General features: G+C 63.5%; 20 protein-coding genes. 5 read left to right on the forward strand and 15 right to left on the reverse strand.

What is annotated here, in order from left to right:
- Positions 1-67: 67 nt before the first annotated feature.
- From RY1_RS21185 to dprE1, 5 genes are all read right to left on the reverse strand, one after another.
- On the reverse strand, positions 68-3,280 hold the full coding sequence (locus RY1_RS21185; RefSeq protein WP_072806035.1) for an arabinosyltransferase domain-containing protein: 3,213 nt from the start codon (positions 3,278-3,280) through the stop codon (positions 68-70).
- A 65-nt stretch (positions 3,281-3,345) separates the two neighbouring features.
- Positions 3,346-5,133 carry a glycosyl transferase gene (locus tag RY1_RS21190; protein WP_072806036.1) on the reverse strand — a complete coding sequence of 596 codons (1,788 nt, stop codon included), beginning with the start codon at positions 5,131-5,133 and terminating at the stop codon, positions 3,346-3,348.
- A 35-nt stretch (positions 5,134-5,168) separates the two neighbouring features.
- A complete protein-coding gene (locus tag RY1_RS21195) occupies positions 5,169-7,241 on the reverse strand; it encodes a galactan 5-O-arabinofuranosyltransferase (RefSeq protein WP_072806037.1) in 2,073 nt (690 codons plus the stop codon).
- Positions 7,242-8,006 carry a decaprenylphospho-beta-D-erythro-pentofuranosid-2-ulose 2-reductase gene (gene dprE2, locus RY1_RS21200; RefSeq protein ID WP_072806038.1) on the reverse strand — a complete coding sequence of 255 codons (765 nt, stop codon included), beginning with the start codon at positions 8,004-8,006 and terminating at the stop codon, positions 7,242-7,244.
- Positions 8,003-9,454 carry a decaprenylphosphoryl-beta-D-ribose oxidase gene (gene dprE1 / locus RY1_RS21205; RefSeq protein ID WP_072806039.1) on the reverse strand — a complete coding sequence of 484 codons (1,452 nt, stop codon included), beginning with the start codon at positions 9,452-9,454 and terminating at the stop codon, positions 8,003-8,005. The genes dprE2 and dprE1 overlap by 4 nt, the downstream gene beginning before the upstream one ends.
- A 46-nt stretch (positions 9,455-9,500) precedes the next feature.
- On the opposite strand from dprE1, the gene RY1_RS21210 reads away from it, so the two are divergent.
- Positions 9,501-10,004, forward strand: a complete 504-nt coding sequence (locus RY1_RS21210) for a GtrA family protein (RefSeq protein WP_371829495.1) — start codon at positions 9,501-9,503, stop codon at positions 10,002-10,004.
- Positions 10,005-10,226: 222 nt separating this feature from the next.
- Here the strand turns inward: RY1_RS21210 and RY1_RS21215 are convergent, their stop codons facing one another.
- Positions 10,227-10,814 carry a dTDP-4-dehydrorhamnose 3,5-epimerase family protein gene (locus RY1_RS21215; protein ID WP_072806040.1) on the reverse strand — a complete coding sequence of 196 codons (588 nt, stop codon included), beginning with the start codon at positions 10,812-10,814 and terminating at the stop codon, positions 10,227-10,229.
- A gap of 3 nt (positions 10,815-10,817) precedes the next feature.
- The gene (gene rfbA, locus RY1_RS21220; protein WP_072806137.1) at positions 10,818-11,687 is read right to left on the reverse strand and encodes a glucose-1-phosphate thymidylyltransferase RfbA; all 870 of its coding nucleotides are present in this window, start codon (positions 11,685-11,687) and stop codon (positions 10,818-10,820) included.
- 138 nt (positions 11,688-11,825) lie between these two features.
- Here rfbA and RY1_RS30010 point away from each other — a divergent pair, with 138 nt between their 5' ends.
- Positions 11,826-11,981, forward strand: a complete 156-nt coding sequence (locus RY1_RS30010) for a hypothetical protein (protein ID WP_156376400.1) — start codon at positions 11,826-11,828, stop codon at positions 11,979-11,981.
- A gap of 27 nt (positions 11,982-12,008) precedes the next feature.
- Here RY1_RS30010 and RY1_RS21225 read toward each other — a convergent pair whose 3' ends face one another.
- The 3 genes from RY1_RS21225 to RY1_RS21235 are packed head-to-tail and all read right to left on the reverse strand — an operon-like array spanning position 12,009 to position 14,313.
- Entirely contained in the window at positions 12,009-12,350 is a 342-nt protein-coding gene (locus RY1_RS21225; protein WP_072806041.1) for a hypothetical protein, read from the reverse strand.
- Positions 12,347-13,558 carry a hypothetical protein gene (locus RY1_RS21230; RefSeq protein ID WP_072806042.1) on the reverse strand — a complete coding sequence of 404 codons (1,212 nt, stop codon included), beginning with the start codon at positions 13,556-13,558 and terminating at the stop codon, positions 12,347-12,349. The genes RY1_RS21225 and RY1_RS21230 overlap by 4 nt, the downstream gene beginning before the upstream one ends.
- The gene (locus RY1_RS21235) at positions 13,555-14,313 is read right to left on the reverse strand and encodes a DUF8017 domain-containing protein (protein ID WP_245819831.1); all 759 of its coding nucleotides are present in this window, start codon (positions 14,311-14,313) and stop codon (positions 13,555-13,557) included. The genes RY1_RS21230 and RY1_RS21235 overlap by 4 nt, the downstream gene beginning before the upstream one ends.
- 82 nt (positions 14,314-14,395) lie before the next feature.
- Here RY1_RS21235 and rfbB point away from each other — a divergent pair, with 82 nt between their 5' ends.
- Positions 14,396-15,400 carry a dTDP-glucose 4,6-dehydratase gene (rfbB, locus tag RY1_RS21240; RefSeq protein ID WP_072806043.1) on the forward strand — a complete coding sequence of 335 codons (1,005 nt, stop codon included), beginning with the start codon at positions 14,396-14,398 and terminating at the stop codon, positions 15,398-15,400.
- 179 nt (positions 15,401-15,579) lie between these two features.
- Here the strand turns inward: rfbB and RY1_RS21245 are convergent, their stop codons facing one another.
- From RY1_RS21245 to RY1_RS30880, 4 genes are all read right to left on the reverse strand, one after another.
- The gene (locus RY1_RS21245; protein ID WP_174565443.1) at positions 15,580-16,344 is read right to left on the reverse strand and encodes a DUF8017 domain-containing protein; all 765 of its coding nucleotides are present in this window, start codon (positions 16,342-16,344) and stop codon (positions 15,580-15,582) included.
- 305 nt (positions 16,345-16,649) lie between these two features.
- Entirely contained in the window at positions 16,650-17,414 is a 765-nt protein-coding gene (locus RY1_RS21250) for a DUF8017 domain-containing protein (protein ID WP_174565444.1), read from the reverse strand.
- 92 nt (positions 17,415-17,506) lie between these two features.
- Positions 17,507-18,505 carry a lysylphosphatidylglycerol synthase transmembrane domain-containing protein gene (locus RY1_RS21255; protein ID WP_072806044.1) on the reverse strand — a complete coding sequence of 333 codons (999 nt, stop codon included), beginning with the start codon at positions 18,503-18,505 and terminating at the stop codon, positions 17,507-17,509.
- Between the two features lie 53 nt (positions 18,506-18,558).
- The gene (locus RY1_RS30880; protein WP_072806045.1) at positions 18,559-19,290 is read right to left on the reverse strand and encodes an acyl-ACP--UDP-N- acetylglucosamine O-acyltransferase; all 732 of its coding nucleotides are present in this window, start codon (positions 19,288-19,290) and stop codon (positions 18,559-18,561) included.
- A gap of 166 nt (positions 19,291-19,456) precedes the next feature.
- Between RY1_RS30880 and RY1_RS21265 the strand changes: the two genes are divergently transcribed.
- Positions 19,457-20,557, forward strand: a complete 1,101-nt coding sequence (locus RY1_RS21265; protein ID WP_072806046.1) for a DegT/DnrJ/EryC1/StrS family aminotransferase — start codon at positions 19,457-19,459, stop codon at positions 20,555-20,557.
- Positions 20,554-21,537 carry a Gfo/Idh/MocA family protein gene (locus RY1_RS21270; protein ID WP_072806047.1) on the forward strand — a complete coding sequence of 328 codons (984 nt, stop codon included), beginning with the start codon at positions 20,554-20,556 and terminating at the stop codon, positions 21,535-21,537. Before RY1_RS21265 ends, RY1_RS21270 begins: the two co-directional genes overlap by 4 nt.
- Here the strand turns inward: RY1_RS21270 and RY1_RS21275 are convergent.
- The gene (locus RY1_RS21275; protein WP_072806141.1) at positions 21,514-23,694 is read right to left on the reverse strand and encodes a YfhO family protein; all 2,181 of its coding nucleotides are present in this window, start codon (positions 23,692-23,694) and stop codon (positions 21,514-21,516) included. The genes RY1_RS21270 and RY1_RS21275 overlap by 24 nt on opposite strands.
- Positions 23,695-23,737: the final 43 nt, after the last annotated feature.

Consider the following 23,737-nt stretch of genomic DNA (forward strand, 5'->3'; position numbering starts at 1 on the left):
TCGATGTTATGCGAACGTGATCGGTTCACCGCATCCGCATCGTGAAGAAACCGGGAAATATCCGGTTTCAGCCGACTCTGATCGGGCCCTCCGTCTCCCAGCCGCTCCGTGTGACGGTGCCGACGGTGAGTTCGGCGGGCGTCGCGGAGGGATCGATCGGGCTGAAGCGTTCGAGCGAGCCCCAGTCGCGATCCAGGTCGTCGCGCAGGTACGTCGGCACCACCTGGGCCGAGAGGACCAGTTGCTGCCAGCCGAGCGGGCCGCCGCCGAATGCGTCCATCACCGGACTGTGCGCGGCGGCGCCGCTTCGGTCGGGCAGGATCCGGTACTCGGGCAGTTCTGCGACGCCGTCCTTGTGATCGAACGGACGTTGGCACGGGAAGCCGAGTGCGACGGTCCAGTCGAGCATCACCGGGACGTCGGGTCCGATGACGTCGACGAGTGGGACCGTGCGCGGGATACGCGGCGGCGTCACCGCGAGCCACTGGTCGGGCGAGATGTCGGAGTCGGTCGCGACCAGTCGGACGCGGTCGACGTTGCTCGGTATGTCGGCCAGCGGCACTCGGAGATTGCGCCACGACGGCTGAGGGCCGATGTCGATCGGGGTGATACGCCCCAGAACCTGATCGCCCGACGCGTATTCCACCTCGAGAGGTTGGCCGGAGGCGACGATTCCGTCGGAGTCGACGGACCGGATACGACCGGCTGCGCTGATGGACAGGAAGTCGCCGTCCGGGTCTGCGGGGAGCGAGAACCACTCGGTGGTGAGTGTCGCCGGTTCCGCCGAGTCGGCGCCGTAGCTGCCGAGGACCGGTGTGCTCGACGGGTCGAGACCGAACGGCAAGGCGACGGAACTTCCGTTGACGCCGTTGGCCGCGGTCGTGCCGCCCTCGGTGCCGGACGAGCCCGAGGACCTCGGTGTCTGCGTGTCGGTGTCGGTGTCGTCGCCGAACCCGCGGGTGCTCTCCTGCGAGACGTCCTCCGCGTCGGCGGTCAGATCGGTCGGTACACCCTCGGGGGTGAACCCGGTGGTGCCGGGCCCTGCCAGGGAATCCGCTATCGACGAGCCGATCGGGGTGAGCATCGATGCGTTCGGATCTTGTTCCACCAGAACGTCGTTCGCGAGCGAGCACGAATTGCCGGCAAGAGCGTCGATATTCGAGCGTGCCACCGAGTACGCCGGGTACTGCGCCACCACGCCCTTGGCGAACGAGAGAAGTTCGAACAGCACGACGAACGCAGACATGATCGTCAGCGCCGACACCCCGAAACGTGCGGACCGACTCGTCGCGCGATAGGGCGCTCGGAGGTGTTGCCACCCGGCGTACACCAGCGCGAGGACCGTGAGCCCGAGGAAGATCGTGGAGAAGCCCTTGCCGAGGATCATCGGAGGCTTGTCGAACCACGGGATGCCGTAGCTCGAGACGTACCACCAGCCGTTGGAGCCCGTGAACGCGAGCGCGGTGAGGAACAGCACCGCGGCTGTGAACAGCGTGCGGTTACGGGCGTTGTCCCGTGTGGCCGACGCGACGGCGATGGCGGCGACAGCGGCGAGCGACCCGGCCAGGCCTGCGTAGACACCGAAGTGGTGTGTCCACTTGGTGGGGGTGAACATCATCAGGGCGAGTGCGCCGATCACGATGCCGACGATGCGTCTGGACGGGCCGAGAGCCACACCGGGGATGCGGCCGTTGCGCCGCAACATCACGACGACGACGGTGACGACGCACAGCACCATCGCGAATACAGCGAAGCGTCGTGCAAGGGAGCCGTCGGGCGTGATCTCCATGAGCGAATCCCAGCGGGTGCGCTCGTCGAACCACGGGACGTTCGGGCCGACGGCGGCACGTGCACGCGTGGCCTCGAGAACTGTGGTGAGGGTCTGATCGGCGAAGACGGCTGCGATGATCACGAAACCCGACGCGAGGATCGGCGCGAGCGCGGCCGCGTATCCGACGGCGCGAGCCCGTGCGATCACGACGCGAACGAGAGGGCGTCCGCCGGCGAGAAGGGCGGCGACGCAGATGAGTCCGGTCGGGCCTGCGGCGAGCGAGAATGCGGCGATGAGTACGGCGACCGCGGCGGGCAGCAGCCTGCCCGTCGCGATGGCGCGTTCGATCGAGCACCACGTCAGCAGGGCGCCGAGAGCGATGACGGGCTCGGGGCGCAGACCGTTGTCGAACGGCAGCCAGAACGCGAGGAAGACCAGCCCGGCAGTCCAGATGGCAACCTTGTCCGAGCGCACCGCACGGCCGAGTCGCGGAATCACCTCACGACTGATCACCGCCCAGCACAGGACACCGGCGATGAGCGCAGGCAGTCGCATCCACGGGCTGGCTGTCGAGACCTTCGCGAAGGCGGCGAGCATGTCGTAGTACGGCATGCCGAACGGCGCCTCGGGGACACCGAACCAGCGGTAGTAGTTGGCCATGTAGCCGGCGTGCTCGGATACCCGAGCCATGGTCAGGAGGTACCCGTCGTCGGAGGTGTTGGCGCCGATGAAGTGCCACACCACCAGAACACCGACGACGACGGAATCCACGACGGTGACTCGCAGCCAGTGCGACGGGAAGAAGCGGCGACCGCGCCTGCCGTCGCCCAAGTCCAGCCGATGCAGTGCGATCAAGGAGATGATCGTGAAGATCACCGCTGCGGCCATCGCGAGCTTCTTGAGCAGTGTCGGGGTAGAGGAGAACCGAGAGTCGACCTGGATGTCGACGCTCAGGCCTGCGGGCGCCGCGCCCTGAAGCTCGGTGAACACGCCGACGGTCTGGGGGCGCGTGTCGCCGTCGATGCTGCCGGTCGCGTCGGTGCCCTCCGCCGACGCGGTCGAGCCCGTGGCGGTCGAGGAGATGACGACGGACGAGCATGCCGCCAGCTCCGAGTCGGAGAGTGAGAGCAACACACGTTCGCGCAGCACGGCCTGCAGACCGTCCTCGGTACGCGTGACGACGAGACCGACGCCTTGCGCGTCGGGCGCTCCCGGTGCGGTGGTGGAGAGGACGAGCGTGCCGGGGGCCGTGCCCTCGATCACCGCGCACGGGATCGAGGCGTCGAGCGAGAGCGGTGCGTAGGACACCAGCGGTGCCTCCACGGAATTCACCGTTCCGTTCTGAGGCCAGCTGATCGACGCCGAATCCTGCGTGACGGGCAGCAGCGGCGTCAGGACCGCAGCGAGTACGGCGATGACGCCGGACACGACAGCGACCACTCCCGCGGAGATGCGCGACGACGGGGGCCGAGAAGTCGATTCAGGTGCGGTGGCTGCGGCAGTGGACACGATTGTCGATGCTAGGGCACACCCACTTCGGTACCGGTTTCGTGCAGGTCACAGCCCCGGTGCCGTCACGTCAACGGACGTACGTCCCAGATCCAGACTCCGCCGTGGAACTCGGCCTCGGAGCCGAGGAGCGAGTCGACGGTCGCGCGCAGAACCGAATTGTTCTTCCCGCGCGGCAGCACCACCACATCGGCGTTCCAGAACTTCAGATCCTCGACGGCTTGCGCCCTCTGCTCTGCGGTGATGTCCGGGACGGTTCCCGAGTCCTGAACAGACCCGAGCAGCAGCGCGGTCGGCCTGTCCACGGCGCCGTACTTGGCCTTCTTGTCCGCATGGTCACTCGGACCGACGAAGTAACCCGCAGCAAGCGGGAAGCCCATGTCGGCGTCGATCTGCCAGTGCAGGGGACGGGCATCCTCGGGACGAGGCAGCGGCACGGTGACGACCGAGCCTCCTGACACGTAGTCCTTCCACTCGTCGCCGGCGAAGAACTGGGGTGTCGGTGAGCGGACGACGGTCTGCAGTGGTGTCGGGACGAGCGGGATCAGCGCAAGCGCGAGGGCGATCGACCACATCGCGGGTATCGGGCGCAATCCGCGACTGAACGCCTTGTCCGTGGCGAGGACGACGAGCAGCGCCACGGCAGGGACGGCGCCGAGCACGAATCTGGTCTCGAGGACGGACTCGACGAGCGGCAGTTCCGAGAACCACTTCCACGGCAGTTCGATCCCGGTGTCCCTCTTGCCGATGTACAACTCGGATCCGAGAGACAGAACGCTCATGACGACGACGGTGACGGCGGCAGCGCGAACACGGGCCTCGCGCCACATCCAGCCCGTCGCGATCAGGCACAGTACGAGCACCGGCCACCCGAGGTACGCGTTCTCCTCGGTGGCGTTGATACGCACGTTCTGCCCCGGAGTCGCGATGCCGCCGATGGACTGCGTCGGAAACTGGAACAAGGCCTTGGCGTCGTTACCCATGTTTCCGTGTTCGAGGAACGAATAGCTCTGCGGCCCGAGGAACTGCCAATAGAGGGGGAATGCGACGAGCGCCAGCGCGAGGACGGCGGCGAGGGGGAGGCCCTTCGACGCGTTCTTCAGCGCCGCCGCGATGCTGCGTGGTCGGCCGAGGTAGTAGGCGACGGCGAAGACGCCGAACGACATCGCGAAGATCAACAGCGGTTCTTCGCCCAGCATGATCTGCAGTGCGACGACGAGGCCCAGCGCGATCGTGTTCTTCTTGGTCGCCCCGTTCTGCGCGATGCCGATGACGAGCGATGCGATCACCGGCAGAAGGAACAGGACGACGAAGTTGGGGTGACCGTTGGCGTGCGAGACCATCCCCGGCGCGAAACCGCACAGCGCGCCGCCGATCGCGGACGCGGGCTTCGATGCACCGACGCGCCGGGTGAACAGCCAGTACCAGGCGTAAGCGGTGCCTGCGAGACCGATGGTGAGCGAAATCGCCCACGTCACGGTCGGGCCGAAGATCAGGGTGACGGGAGCCAGCGGTATGGAGAGTCCGAACATGGCGGTGTTCGCCATCAGATTCACACCGAGCGGGTAGTTCTGCAGATCGCTCGACATCGGATTGTCGAGATGCGCGACGGCATGAGCGGCGACGGCGAAGAACCACTCCCACATGGCTTGGTCCTGGCCGCTGTTGTACAGGTAGCCGCTACCGATGTTGCGCCATTGCCCCTGCAGAACGAGCACGGCAGTAACGGTGAACAGGGACGCGACCGTCGCGTCGACGCGGTCCCATCGCCGAATGCGGCTCGACAGTGCCCCGATTCTCGACGACGGGGCCGTCCGCGGCTGCTCGAGAACAGTCTCGTCGGTGTTTGTCATCGCCGTGAACGTTACGTGAACGTTATGTGCTTTGACTATCCGACGCGTGTGACCAGCGCAAACGGCCCGATATCTGTCACTTCGAAACGGGGGTCCTCGAACAGTGCCTCGTCGAAGGTGACGGTGTAACGGCGTACGTTCGGATCGTTCGGATACACGTCCTCGGCGAGCCTGAGCGTGTAGCCGTCGGCGCCGCGGCGGAACAGGAACGCGTCGGGAGCCTGCCATTCGCTGCCGTCCAGTGCCGCGATCAACTCGTCGGGAGTGCCGAGCGTCGACCAGTCCTCGATCGCTGCCGCACGCTTGTCGAACTGCGCGAGGGGATTGGCGTAGTGCGACGTCAAGCCCTGGAATCCGAAGTACGGGTAGTAGCTGAGAAACGATGTGTCCGCGGTCAGCACGACGGTCTCGTCGCGAGGCCTGCCCAGTTGTTCGGTGATCGCAGCGTCGATGTCGCCGTAGTGGGCGACCGCGCTCGGGGGCCGCATGTCGGCGCGCACCCCGTCGCCATCGGTGTCCGAGTACGCAACGGTGATTTCCGACTGCAGCACCTGGGGAATGTTCTGCGCGAACGCGAGTGCGCCGATCGCGGCGACGACGACCGCCGCAATCCTGAACCGGGCAGGTTCGTTGATGGCCTGATAGATCGCCTTCGACCCTTCCAGGAACCCGAAGACACCCGCAGCGCCGAGCAGCACGATCAGAACGGCTTCGAGCCGGAACGATAGCAGCGTGGTGCCGGCGACGGTCGCCGCCATCGACAGCAGAGTCCACAGATAAATGGAGACGACGCCGATGGTCAAGGCCTGAGCGCGCCGCGACGTGGCGGTTCTTACGGCGAGCCAGAGTGTTCCCACCAGCGTCAGCGCGCCGACGAGTGAGAACTCGAACATCGGGAACGGAAGCGTCGCACCGGATTCGGGGAGATAATGCAGTGCGGTTCCGGAGGTGGACGGCGTGCCTTCGATGGCGTCGATCAGGTACGGCAGCCACACCGTCAGCGCTACGATGCCCGAGATGACAGCAATCGCGGCCAGCCTGAGGGCAACGGGAATCGCGGCGCGCCAGGTCCGGTGAGCGCGGATGCTCAGGAACGCCGACACCACGGCCATCAGGGTGACCGCAAACGCCGCGAGGCCCAAGTAGAGGGTGTAGAACGTCGCAGCGAGACCGAGAAACAGCCCGGTCCCGACAACTGCGCCCCAGCCCCAGTGTGCTGATCGTTCGGCCGCACCCCCTGATCGTTCGGCCGCACCCCCTGATCGCTTGAATGGTTCATTCATACGGTCAGATGGCTTGGGTGCGCCATTCATGTGGTCGTCGGAGGCGGAGTGGTCGGGTTCGGCCGCACCCCCTGATCGCTTGGATGGTTCATTCATACGGTCAGATGGCTTGAAGGGTTCATTCAAGCCGGCGGGAGTCGGCCGATTCAGCGCACCCCAGGCGAGCAGGAATGCCGGTGCGACGAGAAGCGCGATGACGGCGCTGTACGCCTCGGGGGATGCGTAGGCGACGACGAGTGCGGTGGTCACCGCGCTGACCGCGACGGCCAGATCGGTTCGCACGAGTTGCTTCCACAGTGTGAAGGCAAGCACGGCGGTGACGGCGATGGATCCGATTGCGAACGGCTTGAACACTTCCCAGCCGTCCATGCCGAGCAGATTCCCGACGCGTCCGCCCAGCCAGAACCAGCCGGCCGGATAGAACGGCGGGATGTCGGGATACGTCATGTCCCGCAACGCAGCCGAGTCGGTGAGACGCGTCAGGTACTCGGTACGGAACTCCTGGTCGACGGAGATGCCGAACAGATAGAGCTTCGTTGCGGCCAAAGGCATTCCGAGTGTGACCGTCACGAATCCCGAAAGTCCAGCCCACGTCAGTACTTTCGCGAGCCACTCGAGGGTGCCGCGGCGGTACAGGACGATCGCCGCAGTGAATACGGCAGCGCACACGACCTGTCCGAGCGTCGTGAGTGCGCGAGTGACGTTGGACGAGTTGAACGCAGGCCAGTCGACCAGTGAAAACGCGAACAACCCGACCGACGCCACCAGTGCCGCGACGAGAGCGGCCAGTAGGCCGTCGACGGCTGTCCCGAGCGCTCGTTTCATCTAGATGGGAAGCTTGCGGAAGATCGGCCGCGGGACGTGCCGCAGTGCAATCATCACGAAGCGGAACGGTCCCGGAGCCCAGACCAGATCCTTGCCCTTCTGCGAGGCGGAGACCGCCAGCTTGGCGATGTCCTCCTTGTCGACCGTCAGCGGGGCTTCCTTGACGTGCGCGCTGAACTTGGTGCGCACCATGCCCGGACGGATCACCGTGACGCGCGGACCGAACTCGCGCAGCGCCTCGCCGAGACCCAGGTAGAAGCCGTCGAGACCTGCTTTGGTCGATCCGTAGACGAAGTTGGAACGACGCACGCGCTCGCCTGCTACCGAGGACATGACGATGATGCGCCCCGATGCCTGTGCCTTGAACTTCGCGCCCAACAGCACACCGACGGATACGGACGCCGTGTAGTTGATGTTGGCCGTCAGGACGGCTTTGCGCTGGTCCTGCCACAGCTCTTCGGCGTCGAAGTCGACGGCGAAGGCAACAATGGCGACGTCGACGTCACCCTTGGACCACGCTTCGTCGATGACCTTCGGGTGTGATTCGGTGTCGAGTGCATCGAAGTCGATGACGTCGACGGACTTTGCGCCCTTGGCTTTCAGCTGTGCGACGGATGCGTCGCGCAGGGGATCGTTCGGCAACGCTGCGAGGACGACGCGGGCAGGCGACTTCGACAGGTACTCCTCGGTGATCGCGAGACCGATCTCGCTGGTGCCTCCCAATACGAGAATCGTCTGGGGGTTACCGACGGCGTCTATCGTCACAGCAGTTCCAACCTTCTGGCCATATCGGAGGCGAAAACGCCTGTGGGGTCGACGGATCGGCGGACCTTGATCCACTCGTCGATCCGTGGGTACATCGCATGGAAGGTCTCCGCGGTGGTCCGCGAATCCTTCGCCGTGTAGAGGCGTCCGCCGAACTCGAGGACGCGCTTGTCGAGTTCCTGAACGAATTCGTTCAAGCCTGCCTTGATGGGAAAGTCCATCGCGACGTTCCATCCGGCCATCGGAAAGCTCAGTGGCGCTTTGTTTCCCGGGCCGAACAACTTGAAGACGTTGAGCGCCGAGTAGTGGCCCGAGCGCTGGATGAACCGAATGATGTCCTTGAACTCTTCGAGCGCCTCGGTGGGTACCAGGAACTGGTACTGCAGGAATCCCTTGGGGCCGTAGCCGCGGTTCCACTCGCCGATCAAATCCAGAGGGTGGTAGAACTGCGTCAGGTTCTGAACCTTGCCCTGGTAGGTCCCACCCATGCGGTAGTACGCCTCACCGATTGCGCTGAGCGACAACTTGTTCATTGCGCTGATCGGGAAGATGTCCGGAACCGTCAGCAGCTGAGGGGCGTCGAACTTCAACGGATCCTTCTGCAGCTTCTTCGGCAGTTCGTCGAACTTGGCGAGCGAACCACGAGTGATCGTGGCACGGCCGAGCTTCGGCGGCCCGCTGATCACGTCGAACCACGCGCTCGAGTACGTGTAGTTGTCCTCGGTGCCGTCCTGATGCGCTGCGACGGTTTCGTCGAGCGTCTCGGTGCGAATGCCGTCGTTGATGAAGTAGGCCGACTCCGTCGGCGTCATCTCGATCGTCGCCCGGAGGATGATGCCGGTCAGACCGTTGCCTCCGACAGTCGCCCAGAACAGCTTCGCGTTCTTGCCCGACGGCGTCAGGTGACGGATCTGGCCGTCAGCGGTCAGCAATTCCATCGACCGGACGTGGTTGCCGAAGCTACCCGCGCTGTGGTGATTCTTGCCGTGGATGTCGCAGCCGATCGCGCCGCCGATCGTGACCTGACGTGTACCGGGCAGAACCGGAACCCACAAGCCGAAGGGCAGTGCTGCACGCATCAGCGAATCGAGGCTGACGCCGCCGTCGAGATCGACGATCCGAGTGCCCGCATCGATGCTGTGGATGCCGTTGAGCGCCGTCATGTCGACGACGAGACCACCGGAGTTCTGGGCATTGTCGCCGTAGGACCTGCCGAGGCCGCGTGCGATGACGCCGCGTCGAAGGTGAGACGGCTTGGAGTCGTTCTGCTCTGCAACCTGCTTGACCGCGTTCGCGATGAGCTCGGGGTCCGAGGTGGAGAGCACCTCACCCGTGGACGGCGCAGTGCGCCCCCAACCGGTGAGCGTGCGGGTCTGCGTGGGTAGCGGCGCAGTGTTCCCGGCCTGTGGTTCCAGGGGGAAGAGGGCGTCGTCGGCTGTCGTGGACATCGATGTAGAGGGTACCCGGTACCTAGGACAGCTAGTCTCGATGATCGTGCCCACCTCCGATGCTCCACCGAACGACGACTGGTCCGCAGAGGACGAAGAGCTCCAGCATCACGTTCCGCTGCCCGTCGAGCTGCCGCTGACGGAGAATATCGCCGACGAGGCCCTCGACCTCAAGACTCAGATCATTCGATTCCTGGCGACGGGTGTGCTGTCGGCCATCGTCGACCAGGGCGTCAACCTGCTCCTGCATTTCGTCTTCGGTGTCGGCGTGACGCTGGCCAAGGCAATCGGCTTCGTGCTCGGCACCACGACGGCGTATCTGATCAATCGGCGCTGGACCTTCAACGCCGCGCCGTCACGCGCCCGGTTCATCGCTGTGGTTGCGCTCTACGCCGTGACCTTCGCCGTTCAGGTCGGCATCTACACGTGGCTCTACCAGGTCTTTCCCGACGGTTTCTGGTACGCAAACCTTGCCTTCGTCGTCGCCCAGGGCACCGCGACAGTCATCAACTTCGTCGTCCAGCGGGCCGTGATCTTCAAGATCCGCTGACCCTCCCTCCCACCCACCCCAGCGCCCCCACCCCTGCCCCGACTCTTCCTACGCAAATGCACGTGCGTTTGCGTAGGAAGGGGGTGGGTGGGGGGTGGACTTGCTGGTGGTGCCCCGTCGTCCCGCAAATGCGTGTGCGTTTGCGTGGGGTGGGGGTGGACTTGCTGGTGGTGCCCCGTCTTTCACGCAAATGCGTGTGCGTTTGCGTGAAAGGGGCAGCGATCAGCCGTCGTATTTGGGGAGATACCCGGCCTGGATGGATTCGGCGAGGGACGGCGCAGCGCGATCCTTGTCGGAGAGTTGGTACTCGAGTGGTGACCCGTCGCGAGCGAGGGTGGGCCACTCGATCCCCAGGTCCGCATCCAACGGGTTCAGGTCGCGGTCCAGTGACGGGGTGTACTCGAGCGAACACAGGTACATCACTGTCGAGCCGTCTTCGAGGGACAAGATCGCATGTCCGAGCCCCTCGGACAGATACACCGCCCGCCGGTCGACGTCGTCGATCAGCACACTGTCCCACTGCCCGAACGTCGGCGACCCGACCCGCAGGTCGACGATCACATCCAAGAATGCACCCTTGACGCACGTGACGTACTTCGCCTGCCCGGGCGGGGTGTCGGTGAAGTGGATCCCGCGCAACACCCCGGCGGCGGAGACCGAACAGTTCGCCTGCGCCAATTCCAGCGGCCGACCTACCTCCGCCTCGAACGCGGACGATTTGAACCATTCGAAGAACACACCACGATCGTCACCGAACTGGCGCGGGGTGAACTCGTAGGCCCCGGCGATCTTCAATTCACGAAATGTCATAGCTCACTTACTTCGATCGAGTAGATCGAGCAGGTATTGCCCGTATCCGGATTTGACGAGCTTCTCGGCGCGTTCACGCAGTTCGTCGTCGGTGATGAACCCGCGACGCCAGGACACCTCTTCCGGCGCCCCGATCTTGAGTCCTTGACGCTGTTCGATGGTGCGGACGTAGTTCGAGGCATCGAGCAGTGAATCGAAAGTGCCGGTGTCGAGCCAGGCGGTGCCGCGGGGCAGTACCTCGACGGCGAGTTTCCCGGCGTCGAGGTAGTGCCGGTTGACGTCGGTGATCTCGTATTCGCCGCGCTCGGAGGGCGCCAGGTCGCGGGAGATGGCGATGACGTCGTTGTCGTAGAAGTACAGGCCGGGAACCGAGAAGTTCGACTTGGGGACCTTCGGCTTCTCCTCCAACGAGATGGCTTTGCCGGCGGCGTCGAATTCGATGACGCCGTACGCGGTGGGATCTTTGACCTCGTAGGCGAACACCGCGCCGCCGTCTATGTGATCGAACCGTCCCAGCTGTGAGCCGAGGCCGGGGCCGTAGAAGATGTTGTCACCGAGCACCAGCGCGGCGCTGTCGTCACCGATGTGGTCCGCGCCCAGGACGAACGCCTGCGCAAGCCCGTTCGGCTCGTGCTGAACCTTGTAGGTCAGGTTGATCCCGAACTGGGAGCCGTCGCCGAGCAGCCGCTGGAACTGCTCCGAATCCTGGGGTGTGGTGATGATCAAGATGTCGCGGATGTTCGCCAGGATCAGCGTCGAGAGCGGGTAGTAGATCATCGGCTTGTCGTAGACAGGCACCAGCTGCTTGCTGACGCCCATCGTGATCGGATGTAGACGCGAACCTGTGCCGCCCGCCAAGATGATTCCCCGCATGCCCTGCATCCTCCCAGATCACGCTGGCAGGCGCGCGCTCGCTGTCACTGTCCTGCGTTCGTTCCTGTCGATCAGCTCGACGCCGAGGTCGATGCTCTCGTCGAGAAGCTCGAGTCGTACGACACGTTCGCCTTGAAGATGTCGAAGAAGTGGCTGAACCAGTACGTACAGCAGGATCTCAACACCGTCGGTCTGGGGATGCTCACGGCCGAGGGCATGCTGCTGGCCGGAGGCTCACTCGCCGAAGCCGGGAGCTACGGGGACACGATCTCGGACGGAAACTTCGGAGCCTGAGGTCCCAACTCGCGAGCCGTACCGCATTCACTGCCAGGGGATGCGGTACGGCTGGTCGTCTGGTTCGGTCGGCCAATTCAGGGGCCAGTCCACCGACGGGTCGGAGCGAAGCTCGACGATTTCCGGTGGCACCGGTCTCGCGTCCGCTTCGATCCGATCCCACGTCGTGATGCCCGACGCCACCGACGCCGCGTAGGCCTGTAGCTCCTGCGATGCGACGCGTGAGCGGGCCAGGCGCGCCAGGAGTGCTTCGGTGACGGCCGTTCTTTCGCGTGGTCCACCGATGACGACGTTCTCGGCTCGGCGGCACGCGTCTTCGAGTCGTCCGATTGCGTCGAGAACTTTGTTGTAGGCGTTGCTGTCGGTCATGCGTCCTGCCAGGGAGCGGTACCTTCGCCGACGGAGAATTTTTCGTCTGGTGTGAAGATGACGGGTGTGATGTCTGCAGTCTTGGCGGTGTCTGCGATTGTCTTTCCTTTGTCGACGTAGTCGTTGAACGGTGCGAGATATCGGTCGATCGTGCGGTTGATCTGGCCCTCTGGATCGGTGATCGCGTCGAGGAACTGTCCGAAAGCGTCGACGACCTCTTCGATCTTGTGCACCAGATCCATGGTGACTTTCATCGTTTCCCAGAGAATTTCTACGATGCGTTCGATCTGCCAGGCTGTCCCGAGGCCTGGGATCTTCTTCAGCGCTACTTTCATTGCGCTCGTTCCGGTGCTGAGGTCGACCTCGGCCTCGAGCATCTCGACGAATGTGCGAACTGCCATCCGCACACCCTCGCGAATCTTGTCCGCGATTATCTCGGATACCGTGTGAACGGTCCGTCCGCATGGTCCTTCCCAGTACATTGCGGCGATCTGCCGTGCGGAGTATTCCGAGAATGATTGTGCGGCCAGGCCATTCCAGTAGTCGTCGACGCGCCGAACACCTTGCTCGAGAGATTCGGCGGCAGCTTCCATTGCGGTGCCCGCGATGTCGAAGGCCTCGCCGAGGCGCCGGACTTCGTTCCAGTTGCCGCTCAGTGGAGCGACTACTTCGTTCAGCGGACTCCATTCGGTCAGTTCGAAGATCGTCCGATCGACTTCGCCGAGCCATCCGGCTGCTTCGTCGACGGCTTCTCGTATGTCATCGATTGCGGGATTCGGTGCAGGATAGTCGATTCCGATGGGTGAACCGTAGTCGGCTGCGGAATCGTACTGGTCGACGTTGCCCACCGCCGCGGTCTCGGGAGTTCCGGGTTGGATGAGTGGAATCGGGAGTAGGTCGGTGTGCGCGTTGAGCACCTCGTAGTTCTTCTTCTCCTGCTCCTCGTACAACCACGCAGCCTTGTTCAGTTCTTCACCGATGTGAATGCAGTTCGCGGACAGATGGACGTGGCGGGCACGGGTGTATTCCTGGTAGCGGGCGATGAAAGGCGCGAGGCGCTGCAAGATTTGGCCAGCGATGGCGTCGCTGAAACCAGCGTGGTCGTTGATGTACCGATGGCTCGTGAGTGTGGCCTGGCCGATTCGATCGGCGAGTACACCCAGTCCGGCTATTTCGGCGCTGTCGGTGAACAGGTCTTCGCTCGTCACTCACTTCTCCTGATCGTCGAGAAGATCTCATCGGCTATCGAATGATCAGCCGCTCCATCGACTCCGGCATCCAGTTGAACCATGAATACGGCGGTCGGTGCGGTCGCGTGACTGGTCGTGGTCAGTATGTCGAATGTTGCAGAGGGGGGATCGCAGGGTGATTCACGAGTGATGTCTCGGACCGTTGCGGTGACGCGTACTGCGGGCGACCCCGCCGCAGATATCTTTTGGGGCTCGGAGTAGGTGACAGTAGGCCCTGGGTCGTCGACGGGCGCTCCGAAGATTCGCGGCGCATTCTGCGCATGTTCTGTCGCCACGTGCGCCAGGTCGAGATCCGCGGACCCGGTCGCGCCGCTGAGGCCGAGTGTGGACCCGTCCTTCGCGCTGCATACTTCGTATCCATATCGACCGATTGCCCCGTAGACGACGGACCACCCGCTTTCGTCCTCCCAGCCGCCGAACCCGGTGGACGCGTTTACCCAGTCCGCCGGTATGTCGTAGGTCAGGCCGAATTTGGTTGCAATCGGCTGAGGCTGCCCCTCTGGAACGTCGATTGTGGGCGGAGGCCGTTCCATCGACGGAAAGTCCGCGGGCAAGGGCGGGGGAGGCGTGGTGGACGCCGAGGCAGTGGGGGGCGCCGCCGGCTGCACACCCTCCCACCTGCCGGGCGCCTCGGGCGCGATCTTGGGTATCAACCACAGCGCCGCGTTGAAGGCCACAAGGCTGGCTGCCAGCACCAAGAGCCGTTTACGCATTTCCATCGACACTCCCCCCGAAGTCGACGGAACGCTAACACGTCACCCGGACAGAACTGGTCGGGCCGGTAAGGTCGTTCCCATGAAACTGCTCGTGACCGGGGGCGCCGGATTCATCGGTGCGAATTTCGTCCATTTGACCGTGGCGCAGCGGCCCGACGTGGAGGTCACTGTCCTGGACAAGTTGACCTACGCGGGCAACAAGGCGTCCCTCGGTCCGGTAGCGGACAAGATCGACTTCGTCGAAGGCGACGTCGCCGACAAGGACCTCGTCGATTCACTCGTCGCACAGTCGGATCTCGTCGTCCATTTCGCCGCCGAGTCGCACAACGACAACAGCCTCGCCGACCCCTGGCCGTTCGTGCACACCAATGTCATCGGCACCACCACACTGCTCCAGGCGGTCCGCGAGCACGACGTGCGCTATCACCACATCTCCACCGACGAGGTTTACGGCGATCTCGAACTCGACGACCCGGCCAGGTTCACCGAGAACACCCCCTACAATCCGTCGAGCCCGTATTCCTCGACCAAGGCGTCGAGCGATCTGTTGGTTCGCGCATGGGCACGCAGCTTCGGCGTCCGCGCCACGATCTCGAACTGCTCCAACAACTACGGTCCGTACCAACACGTGGAGAAGTTCATTCCGCGGCAGATCACCAACGTTCTGAGCGGGCTGCGCCCGAAGCTCTACGGAGCGGGCCAGAACGTCCGCGACTGGATTCACGTCGATGACCACAACAGCGCGGTCTGGACCATCATCGACAAGGGCGCACTCGGCGAGACCTACCTCATCGGTGCCGACGGTGAGAAGAACAACCGCGAGGTCCTCGAGACGATCCTGCAGGAGACCGGCCAGGCGCCCGACGCCTTCGACTTCGTCACCGACCGCCCCGGCCACGACCTGCGCTACGCAATCGACTCCACCAAACTTCGCACCGAACTCGGCTGGGCACCGACCTACCAGGACTTCGGTAGCGGACTGAAAGCCACCGTGGATTGGTACCGCGAGAACGAGCAGTGGTGGCGTCCGCAGAAGGATGCCACTGAAAGCACCTATGCGCGTACGGAATCCGTCGTCGCTTGACGTACTGCAGTCACGCCCGGCTTCGATACGCGAATGTTCGTGGACCACTGTGTTTAGCAGCACCCGTGATCCGGTAGTCGCCGCGACGATGCCGGCGAGAACATCTGTGAATTCCGCGGCCCGGGAGACACCCGTGCGTCGGAACAGGTTCCGCTTGGAGAGGGAATCCTTCGATCGCGTCAGCTCTTTCGGATCGTGGAGAGGATTTGGTCGATGTCCGAGTCGGTCAGCGCATTCTCCTTGCCGCGGTCGGCGAATACGACGAACAATGCAGTTTCTGCCGACGCGTAACCAGGGGTGGTGACGACATCCATGGTTGCAGTGCTGGAAACGCACTCCTTCTCGGCGTCAGGTATTTGCTCCACAACGGCTGTGTACCGAACTGCCGGGCGGTCGTCGATGGTGATCTGCTTGGGGCCGCTGATGGTCACCGTCGGGCTGGCCGACTCATCGGCGTTCGAATAGATTCGGCGAGCTTTCTCGATTTCTTCGAGCGCGGAGGCATCGAGGTCTGTGTCTCGGCGGCCGGTCACGCCCGTCCATGCAAGCTCGGTGTGCTCACCGTTTTCGGCGCAATCGGTTCTGCCGTAGTAGCCCAGCGAACCGTAGATCGCCAGTGTTTCGCCGTTGCTATCCCAGCCCGCCACTGCAGAATCTCGATTCTGCCACCCGGGAGGGATCTCGTACGTCAATCCGTACTTGGTCGCGATCGGCTGTGGCTCGCCATCCGCGACCGAGATCTTGGGCGGCCGTTCCATCGACGGGAAGTCCGCGGGCAGGGGCGGTGGAGGCGTGGTGGACGCTGAGGCTGTGGGTGGCGCCGCCGGCTGCACGCCCTCCCACCTGCCGGGCGCCTCGGGCGCGATTTTGGGTATCGACCACAGTGCCGCGTTGAAGGCCACGAGACTGGCTGCCAGCACCATGAGCCGTGTACGCATTTCCATCGATGCTCCCCCCGAAGTCGACGGAACGCTAGCACGTCACCGGGACAGAACTGGTTGGGCCGGTGAGGTCGTGTGGCAACTGCCTGGTGCAGTCAGGTCCGTGCGTCGACGCGGGAGTGTTCGTGGACCAATGTGTTTCGCAGTACTCGTGATCCGGCAGCCGCCGCGACGATGCCGGCGAATACTTCGCACAGGGTGAATATCAGGCGGGATGCGAGCGCGAGACCGTGGCCTGATCGATTCGATCGGCGAGTACATCCAGTCCGACAATTTCAGAGGGTCGACCACAGAATTGTTCTTGCACGTCAACTCCTTCTGATCGACGAGATGACGCCATCGATTTCGGCGTCGGGCAGTGCGTTGTCCACACCACGATCAGCGCGAATTGCAAAGAGCGCGACCTCTGCCGTTGCGTATCCCGGAGTGGTCACGACATCGAACGTCGCCTCCGGCGGGGTGCACGACTCTTCGTCCAATGGAATGTCTTCGATGATCGCGCGATAGCGGACGGCCGGACGGCCCTCGATCGAGAATGCGATCGGCCCATCGATGGTCACAGAAGGCCTTTCCGATCCTGTGTCGTGCGAATAGATCGACGCGGTCTTCTCGACTTCCGCTCGGGCAATCACGTCGAGATCACCGGTTCGGCGCCCGCTCATTCCCGTCATGGCGAGTGCCGAGTACTCGCCGTCGTGGCACTCGGTGCGGTCGTAGTACCCGATAGCTCCGTAGGTGACCGATGAACCGTCGGTCAAATTCCACCCTGCTACGCCGTCGTACCAATTCTCCCAGTCTGCCGGTATGTCGTACGTCAGGCCGAATTTCGTCGCGATCGGTTGAGGCTGCCCTTCGGGAACGGCGATTGTGGGCGGCGGCCGTTCCATCGACGGGAAGTCCGCGGGCAGGGGCGGTGGTGGCGTGGTGGACGCCGACGCGGTGGGTGGCGCCGCCGGCTGCACGCCCTCCCACCTGCCGGGCGCCTCGGGCGCGATTTTGGGTATCGACCACAGCGCCGCGTTGAAGGCCACGAGACTGGCTGCCAGCACCATGAGCCGTGTACGCATTTCCATCGATGCTCCCCCCGAAGTCGACGGAACGCTAGCACGTCACCGGGACAGAACTGGTTGGGCCGGTGAGGTCGTGTGGCAACTGCCTGGTGCAGTCAGGTCCGTGCGTCGACGCGGGAGTGTTCGTGGACCAATGTGTTTCGCAGTACTCGTGATCCGGCAGCCGCCGCGACGATGCCGGCGAATACTTCGCACAGGGTGAATATCAGGCGGGATGCGAGTGCGAGACCGAGTGCGACGCCGGTATCCATGAACGGCGACAGTGCCGCAACGACCACTGCTTCCCTGACTCCGATACCGGACGGGGCGACGACAACGAGGACGCTCGCGAACATCCCGAGAGCCATGGCGCCGATGTACTGCGCCAGGCCGCCGATGTGAAAACCGATCGAACTCGAGGCGAGAATCCACAGGTGGATGCCGTACAGCACCCAACTGAGACCGCACCAGCACAGGGCGAGCCCGATCTTGCGTGACGTCAGTGGAACCTTCAGTGGGGCTCTCCGCAACACCTTCAAGGCGATGTTCACCAGTTTTGTCAGCACCGGCGGGTAGGCGCACACGAGTGCAATCGGTACCAGTGCAATGACGATCACTGCCGCTGCCGTGCTGATGTCGAACAAAGCCGGCAGCCCCAGCAGGCCGACCACCAGAGCAGACGTCGTGCTCAGCCCGACCGTCACGAGGACGGCTGTGAATGCCGCAGCCCGGGAGACGCCCGCGCGTCGGACCAATTCCGCTTGGAGAATGAAGGCCCACACGCTTCCCGGGAGATATTTTCCCAGTTGTCCAACGAGGTATGCGCGGGCTGCGTCGAACGCCGGAATCGGATAGTGCAGCGAACCGAGCGCATGCTGCCATGCTCGCACTGCAGCACCCATACCGAGGAAAACGAATACTCCGGAGAGAACGAGCGACCACACGCTGAGGCTGCTCAGGGTCCCAGAGACCTCGGACCATTGGGATCTGACGGCGACCACGATCGCAACTCCGATGGCGACAGCGACGCCGACTCGTACGACCGAACCGAGGACTCGGCGACCGGTCGACGGGCGATCGGCGATCTCTTCGGAGGGGTTCTCGAGGTCAGACATGGCATGTCGACGGTATCAACTTGTGAGGCCCTCACCCGCCATCAGCACGCGTTTCATCGAAGCAATGGTTTCTGCGCCAGGGTTTTCCACCAGTCGAACGCCGCCGATGCATCGACACTCACACCGTCGGCGGCAGGTAGTTCGTGAGCTGCGTACGCTGCGGAAACGTACTGGATGTCGAATTCCGAGTATCCCTTTCGTCCCATTCCCACCGAGTTGGCACCATGTAGATGTGCAGGATTGCCCACGACTGTGGAAAACGGCGGCACATCCTTCGTCACGACGGCGCCCATGCCGACCATCGCACCGGCCCCGACGACCCGTCGTTGATGGACAGCGCTCCCGACGCCGAAATTGCATCCTGGGCCGACGGATACGTGACCCGCGAGGACTGTCCCCGCAGCGGTGATCGTCCCGTCACCCAGTTGGCAGTCGTGCTCTACGGATGTCCTGTTCATGATGAAGCAGTCGGCACCGATGGTCGTGGTCCGCTCGCTGCCCGCATGCACCGTGGTGTACTCCCGCAGGGTCGTGCCTCTGCCGATGGATACGCCGAACTCGCCGCCAGGGGTGTCGTACTCGCGAAAGTGCTCTACCCCGAGAATTTCCGGTGGAGTTCCGATGACGGTGTGAGGGCCGATCCAGCAGTCGTCGCCGACCTCTGTGGATCCCGTTATCACGGCGAAGGGCCCTACGGTCACGTTGTCACCGAGGGTGACGTGTGGGCCGATGACGGCGCTGGGGTGCACGGTGCAGTGCTGTCCGGACGAGTAGGTGTCAGGCACGCGATCATGGCTCCTGGGATAGTCAGGCGACTGTGGGGTGTGAAAAACTACGGTACCGGCGGCCCGGTTTGCGCAGGCGGCCCGGTTCGGGGCGATATGGTCGTTCATTGAACTACGACGCCGGGATTGTGTCGTGTCGTGAACAGGTTGGCCGAGGGGATCTGCAGTGATAGCTATATCCAGCGTCGAGTTCGGTGCGGACGTAGAACGAGAGGTGCTCGATACTCTTCGTTCGGGGATAGTCGCGCAGGGTCCCAAGGTGAAACGCTTCGAGGAACGGTTCGCCGAGCTCGTCGGTGCTTCCCATGCGGTAGCGGTGAACAACGGGACCACGGCGTTGGTCGCCGCATTGGAGATCCAGGACCTCGAGCCGGGCGACGAGGTTCTGACCAGTCCTTTCACGTTTGTCGCCACACTCAACGCCATTCTCGACGCCGGTGCAACTGTCCGTTTCGGTGACATCTCCGAGAGCGACTTCAATCTCGACCCGAACTCGGTCGAGTCGCGGATCGGTTCCCGGACGAGGGTGCTTCTGCCCGTCCACCTCTACGGTCAGACGGCAGACATGGGCGCTCTCGTTCCCATTGCCCAACGACACGACCTTGCGGTCGTCGAGGATGCTGCACAGGCTCACGGGGCGACGTTCGACGGCAGGGGCGCGGGAACTTTCGGTACGGGATGCTTCTCGTTCTATGCGACGAAGAACCTGACCACCGCCGAAGGCGGCATGATCACCACATCTGACGCGAACAAGGCCGACAAGTTACGAGTTCTGCGCAACCAGGGAATGCGCGCGCGGTACGAGTACGAGATGGTGGGCCGCAATTACCGAATGACCGATCTTCAAGCGAGCCTGGGTCTTCCTCAGCTGAATACTTATCTGCAGCAGGTCGAGCAGCGACGGCGCAACGCCGACATGCTGCTCACCGGTCTGAAGGACGTGACGGGTCTTGTGTTGCCTCAGCAGTTGTCCGGTCGCGGCCACGTGTGGCATCAGTTCACGGTTCTCCTGGACGAGGATGCGCCGTTCGGCCGCGACGAGTTGGCATCGAGGTTGACCGCGGAAGGGGTCGGATCGGGAATCTACTACCCCCGAACGGCGTACGACTACGACTGCTACAGGGATCATCCGCGGGTGGTCGTCGAGGAGACCCCGGTGGCCACGTCCGTCGCGAGTCGATGCCTCAGTATCCCTGTGCACGCGCGTCTTTCGGTCGAAGACGTCGATACCATTGTCTCCTCGGTCCGAAAGGTGATGGGGCAGTGAACAGTGCAGTTCCCAGAGTCGCTCTTATCGGTTCGGGTCAGATGGGTTCGATTCATGCGCGTGTGATCTCGCAGTCCGCCCGGTGTGAGTTGGCATTGCTGATCGAGCCTCGCGAAGAGCAGGGCAGAGCCGTGGCGGAGCGCTTCGGCTGTGAGTGGGCCGCCGATTTCGACGACTTGTCCGGCATCGATGCGGTCGTGATCGCGGCCGCTACTCAAGTGCACTACGCCATCGCCTCACGCGTATTGGCGCTCGGTAAGGCCGTTCTGGTCGAAAAGCCATTGGCTGCAACCTATGAGCAGAGCGTCGATCTCGTCCGAACGGCCGAGGCATCGGGAATTCCGTTGATGTGTGGATTGCTGGAGCGTTTCAATCCCGCGGTCAGGACCGCGCGGGAGTTCATCGGTGACGTGTGGCAGGTGACCGGAATACGGCACTCGCCTTTCGTGTCCAGAATTGCGACCGGCGTCGCAACCGATCTCCTCATCCATGACGTGGACTTGGCGATCGGTTTCGTGGGGCAGGAATTGTCCAGTGTGACTGGGCAATTCGGCTATTTTCACGACAGTTCACGATCCAATTCGGCCGAGGATTCGGCGGATGCGGTGCTCCGATTCGATTCGGGGGCGGTAGCGAACATCTCCGCCAGCAGGGTCAGTCAACGCAAGATTCGGCAGCTGTCTTTGCTCGAGGCGGAGAGATTGATCGAGATCGATCTCCTTCGTCGTGACATCACTGTCTACCGACATATCGCCGATTCGGTCCCCAACGACCGAGATGGTTACCAGCAGCAGACGATCATCGAGATTCCGACGATCCGCTACAGCGAAGAGCCGCTCGCAGCTCAACTCGATCGGTACCTCGATCTGTTGGCTGGCACTGCGGATCTCGATGCCGAACGCCGATCGATTCTGCCCGCGCACCGTGTGGTCCACGAGGCCAGCCAAGCTGCGGAGTCAGTGGGCGTCGGTCTTCCTTGAGGAGCGCCGCTTACCGATAGCGACGATCGATCCCTGCGCCAACGCAAGAGCGAGTCCGAGGGCGGCGAGCCCGTAGCCGATCTTGCTACCCGGTGGCGAGTATTCGATCGTGACCGACGTGCTGCCTGCGGGGAGCGAGACCTGGAGGAGTCCGCCGCTCGTGGCATCGACAGGAATCGGCTCACCGTCGACGGTAGCCGTCCAACCCGGCCAGGCGAGCAACGCGAACGTCGCGGTCCCGGATCCGTCGTAGGTGACCGTCTCGCGGGTGTCGGTCTCGGCCACGTCACCGGTGATCGTGAGGCCAGGACCAGCAGCCGACAGACGACCCTCGGGCCAGGGAAGCGGCGACACCCTTCTGGCCACAGTGGTCAACTTGGACGTCGTGACGTCCCACTCCGCTCGGGGGAGAGTGTCGAATGCGCCGCGACCCCCGTACGGGCCGCTGTTCTGGACGATGATCGTCTCCAGTCGTAGTGCGTCCATCCAGGGGACGTCGGTGCCGGGCGCAGTCGACTCGAGCCGGGACACGGCGTCGGGGCACGTGACACCGCCGTAGTAGTTGAGGCACAGTGCTTCGACGAAGTCGGCGTAACTGATCCCGGCGTAGCTGTTCACGGCATCGACACCTGTTGCTTGCCACATGTTTCCGAATACGACGTCACCCCACTGGGACGTCTGATCATCCGGAGAGACATTGCCCGGGTGGGCGATGGCGAACGTGTTGCCTACGTACCTGTCGTCGAAACGATCCTCCATGAACGCGTGCTGCCTCGGAAATTGCCACGGAGTGACGTTGTAGTTTCCGAGAAACCACACGTTGGTCTGAAGCGCAAGGATTGCGGCGACGCCGATCGACAGCGACACAACGAAGGCACGAGAGTTTCTGTGCCACAGTGTCAACGAGACAGCAGCGAGAATCGAGCAGACCGCAAGCGCCGCAGCGTGGAATCCTACGTCCTCGGGTACGCTCGACCATGCGGAATAGAACTGAACCGCCAGGAGAGCCGCGGTGATGCCGACGCGCAACCGTATTCGATCTCGGTACATCCCGGCGCTCATCGCTACGGCCACCGCAACGATGACGGGTAACTGGGCGTATTCGAGAAGCCGCACCGGCCAACGGAACAGCCAGAGATTCGACGGGCCGAGCACGAGGACGAGGTAGATGCCGCCGAAGACGAGAAGTGACACAGAAGAGGTCGCCAGCGTCTTCAGGGACCTCCACTTGATCCACGGAATCAGCGGAACGATGAACCATGCCAAATAACCCAGTGGCACCGTCATGAACTCGGCGCCGAACGAGTCGATCATGGGTAGTCGAGTCGGGCCGCTGACGTCGAGGATATCGGAGAGCCCCGGTCTCAGTGTTCCGTCGTTGGATACTCCGGACTGCGTGCGTACCGACACTCCTGTGGTGAAGGCCAGCGGAAGGTAGACGATCAGCGAAAGAAGAAGTGCCGCACTGCCACTCCACACGAGCCCGGATATTCGTCGGAAGTCTTTTCGCGCACAGCACTCTGCGAGTACCGCCAGGTAGACGACGCCGACTGCGACGGCTCCATAGGGATTTCCCGTCGTCAGTGTCAGCGCGGCGAACACGATCGACACCAGCGGGTTCACACGGCCCGCCGAGGCTGCCCTCGTCGACCACCAGACGTGTGGAATGAACGCGAATGCGAACAAGCCGGACGCCCAGCTCGACGCGTCGAAATAGAGTGTGTACGAGGCGAATGGCATGGCGTAGCCGGCGACGAAGGCCATCGGCTTGGTGGCGCCGAACTGTCTGGCCAGTACATACGTGCCGACAGCGAGGATCGCCAGGAACTGGACCTTGACAAGGGTGATCCCGATGGCCAGATTCGGAACCGATGCCATGAGAACCGAATTGGCGAGAAGCAGGGGGTTGTAGGTGCCGTACAGAGCCTCCGCGGTGATATTTCCGCCCGCCCACATCTGGGGAATCATCGTCGGCCACGACCCAGCGAGGATGCGCTCGCCGATGACGCGCCAGGCGGGTGCGAACGCAGCCGCACTGTCGTCCCAGTAGTAGAACCAGCGATTCGTTCCGAGAGGGATCGAAGCGGTGACTGCCACGGTTACTGCGAGGACGAGTGCAGGAAGCACACGGGTCAGCGTGGGCTGAAAGGATTTCACGAAACGCCCTTGTCGAAGTCGGTCGGTGCCGATCGGGTCACCG

It is taken from the genome of Rhodococcus yunnanensis NBRC 103083 (assembly GCF_001895005.1).
GTDB lineage: Bacteria > Actinomycetota > Actinomycetes > Mycobacteriales > Mycobacteriaceae > Rhodococcoides > Rhodococcoides yunnanense.

Bases quoted from the DNA above. Each gene is read 5' to 3' on its own strand.
- RY1_RS21225 (WP_072806041.1), bottom strand. From the start codon at position 12,350: ATGACCGACAGCAACGCCTACAACAAAGTTCTCGACGCAATCGGACGA.
- RY1_RS21235 (WP_245819831.1), bottom strand. From the start codon at position 14,313: ATGCGTAAACGGCTCTTGGTGCTGGCAGCCAGCCTTGTGGCCTTCAAC.
- RY1_RS21215 (WP_072806040.1), bottom strand. From the start codon at position 10,814: ATGACATTTCGTGAATTGAAGATCGCCGGGGCCTACGAGTTCACCCCG.
- RY1_RS30010 (WP_156376400.1), top strand. From the start codon at position 11,826: ATGTCGAAGAAGTGGCTGAACCAGTACGTACAGCAGGATCTCAACACC.
- RY1_RS21190 (WP_072806036.1), bottom strand. From the start codon at position 5,133: ATGACAAACACCGACGAGACTGTTCTCGAGCAGCCGCGGACGGCCCCG.
- dprE1 (WP_072806039.1), bottom strand. From the start codon at position 9,454: ATGTCCACGACAGCCGACGACGCCCTCTTCCCCCTGGAACCACAGGCC.
- RY1_RS21245 (WP_174565443.1), bottom strand. From the start codon at position 16,344: ATGGAAATGCGTACACGGCTCATGGTGCTGGCAGCCAGTCTCGTGGCC.
- rfbA (WP_072806137.1), bottom strand. From the start codon at position 11,687: ATGCGGGGAATCATCTTGGCGGGCGGCACAGGTTCGCGTCTACATCCG.
- RY1_RS21255 (WP_072806044.1), bottom strand. From the start codon at position 18,505: ATGTCTGACCTCGAGAACCCCTCCGAAGAGATCGCCGATCGCCCGTCG.
- rfbB (WP_072806043.1), top strand. From the start codon at position 14,396: ATGAAACTGCTCGTGACCGGGGGCGCCGGATTCATCGGTGCGAATTTC.
- RY1_RS21195 (WP_072806037.1), bottom strand. From the start codon at position 7,241: ATGAAACGAGCGCTCGGGACAGCCGTCGACGGCCTACTGGCCGCTCTC.
- RY1_RS21250 (WP_174565444.1), bottom strand. From the start codon at position 17,414: ATGGAAATGCGTACACGGCTCATGGTGCTGGCAGCCAGTCTCGTGGCC.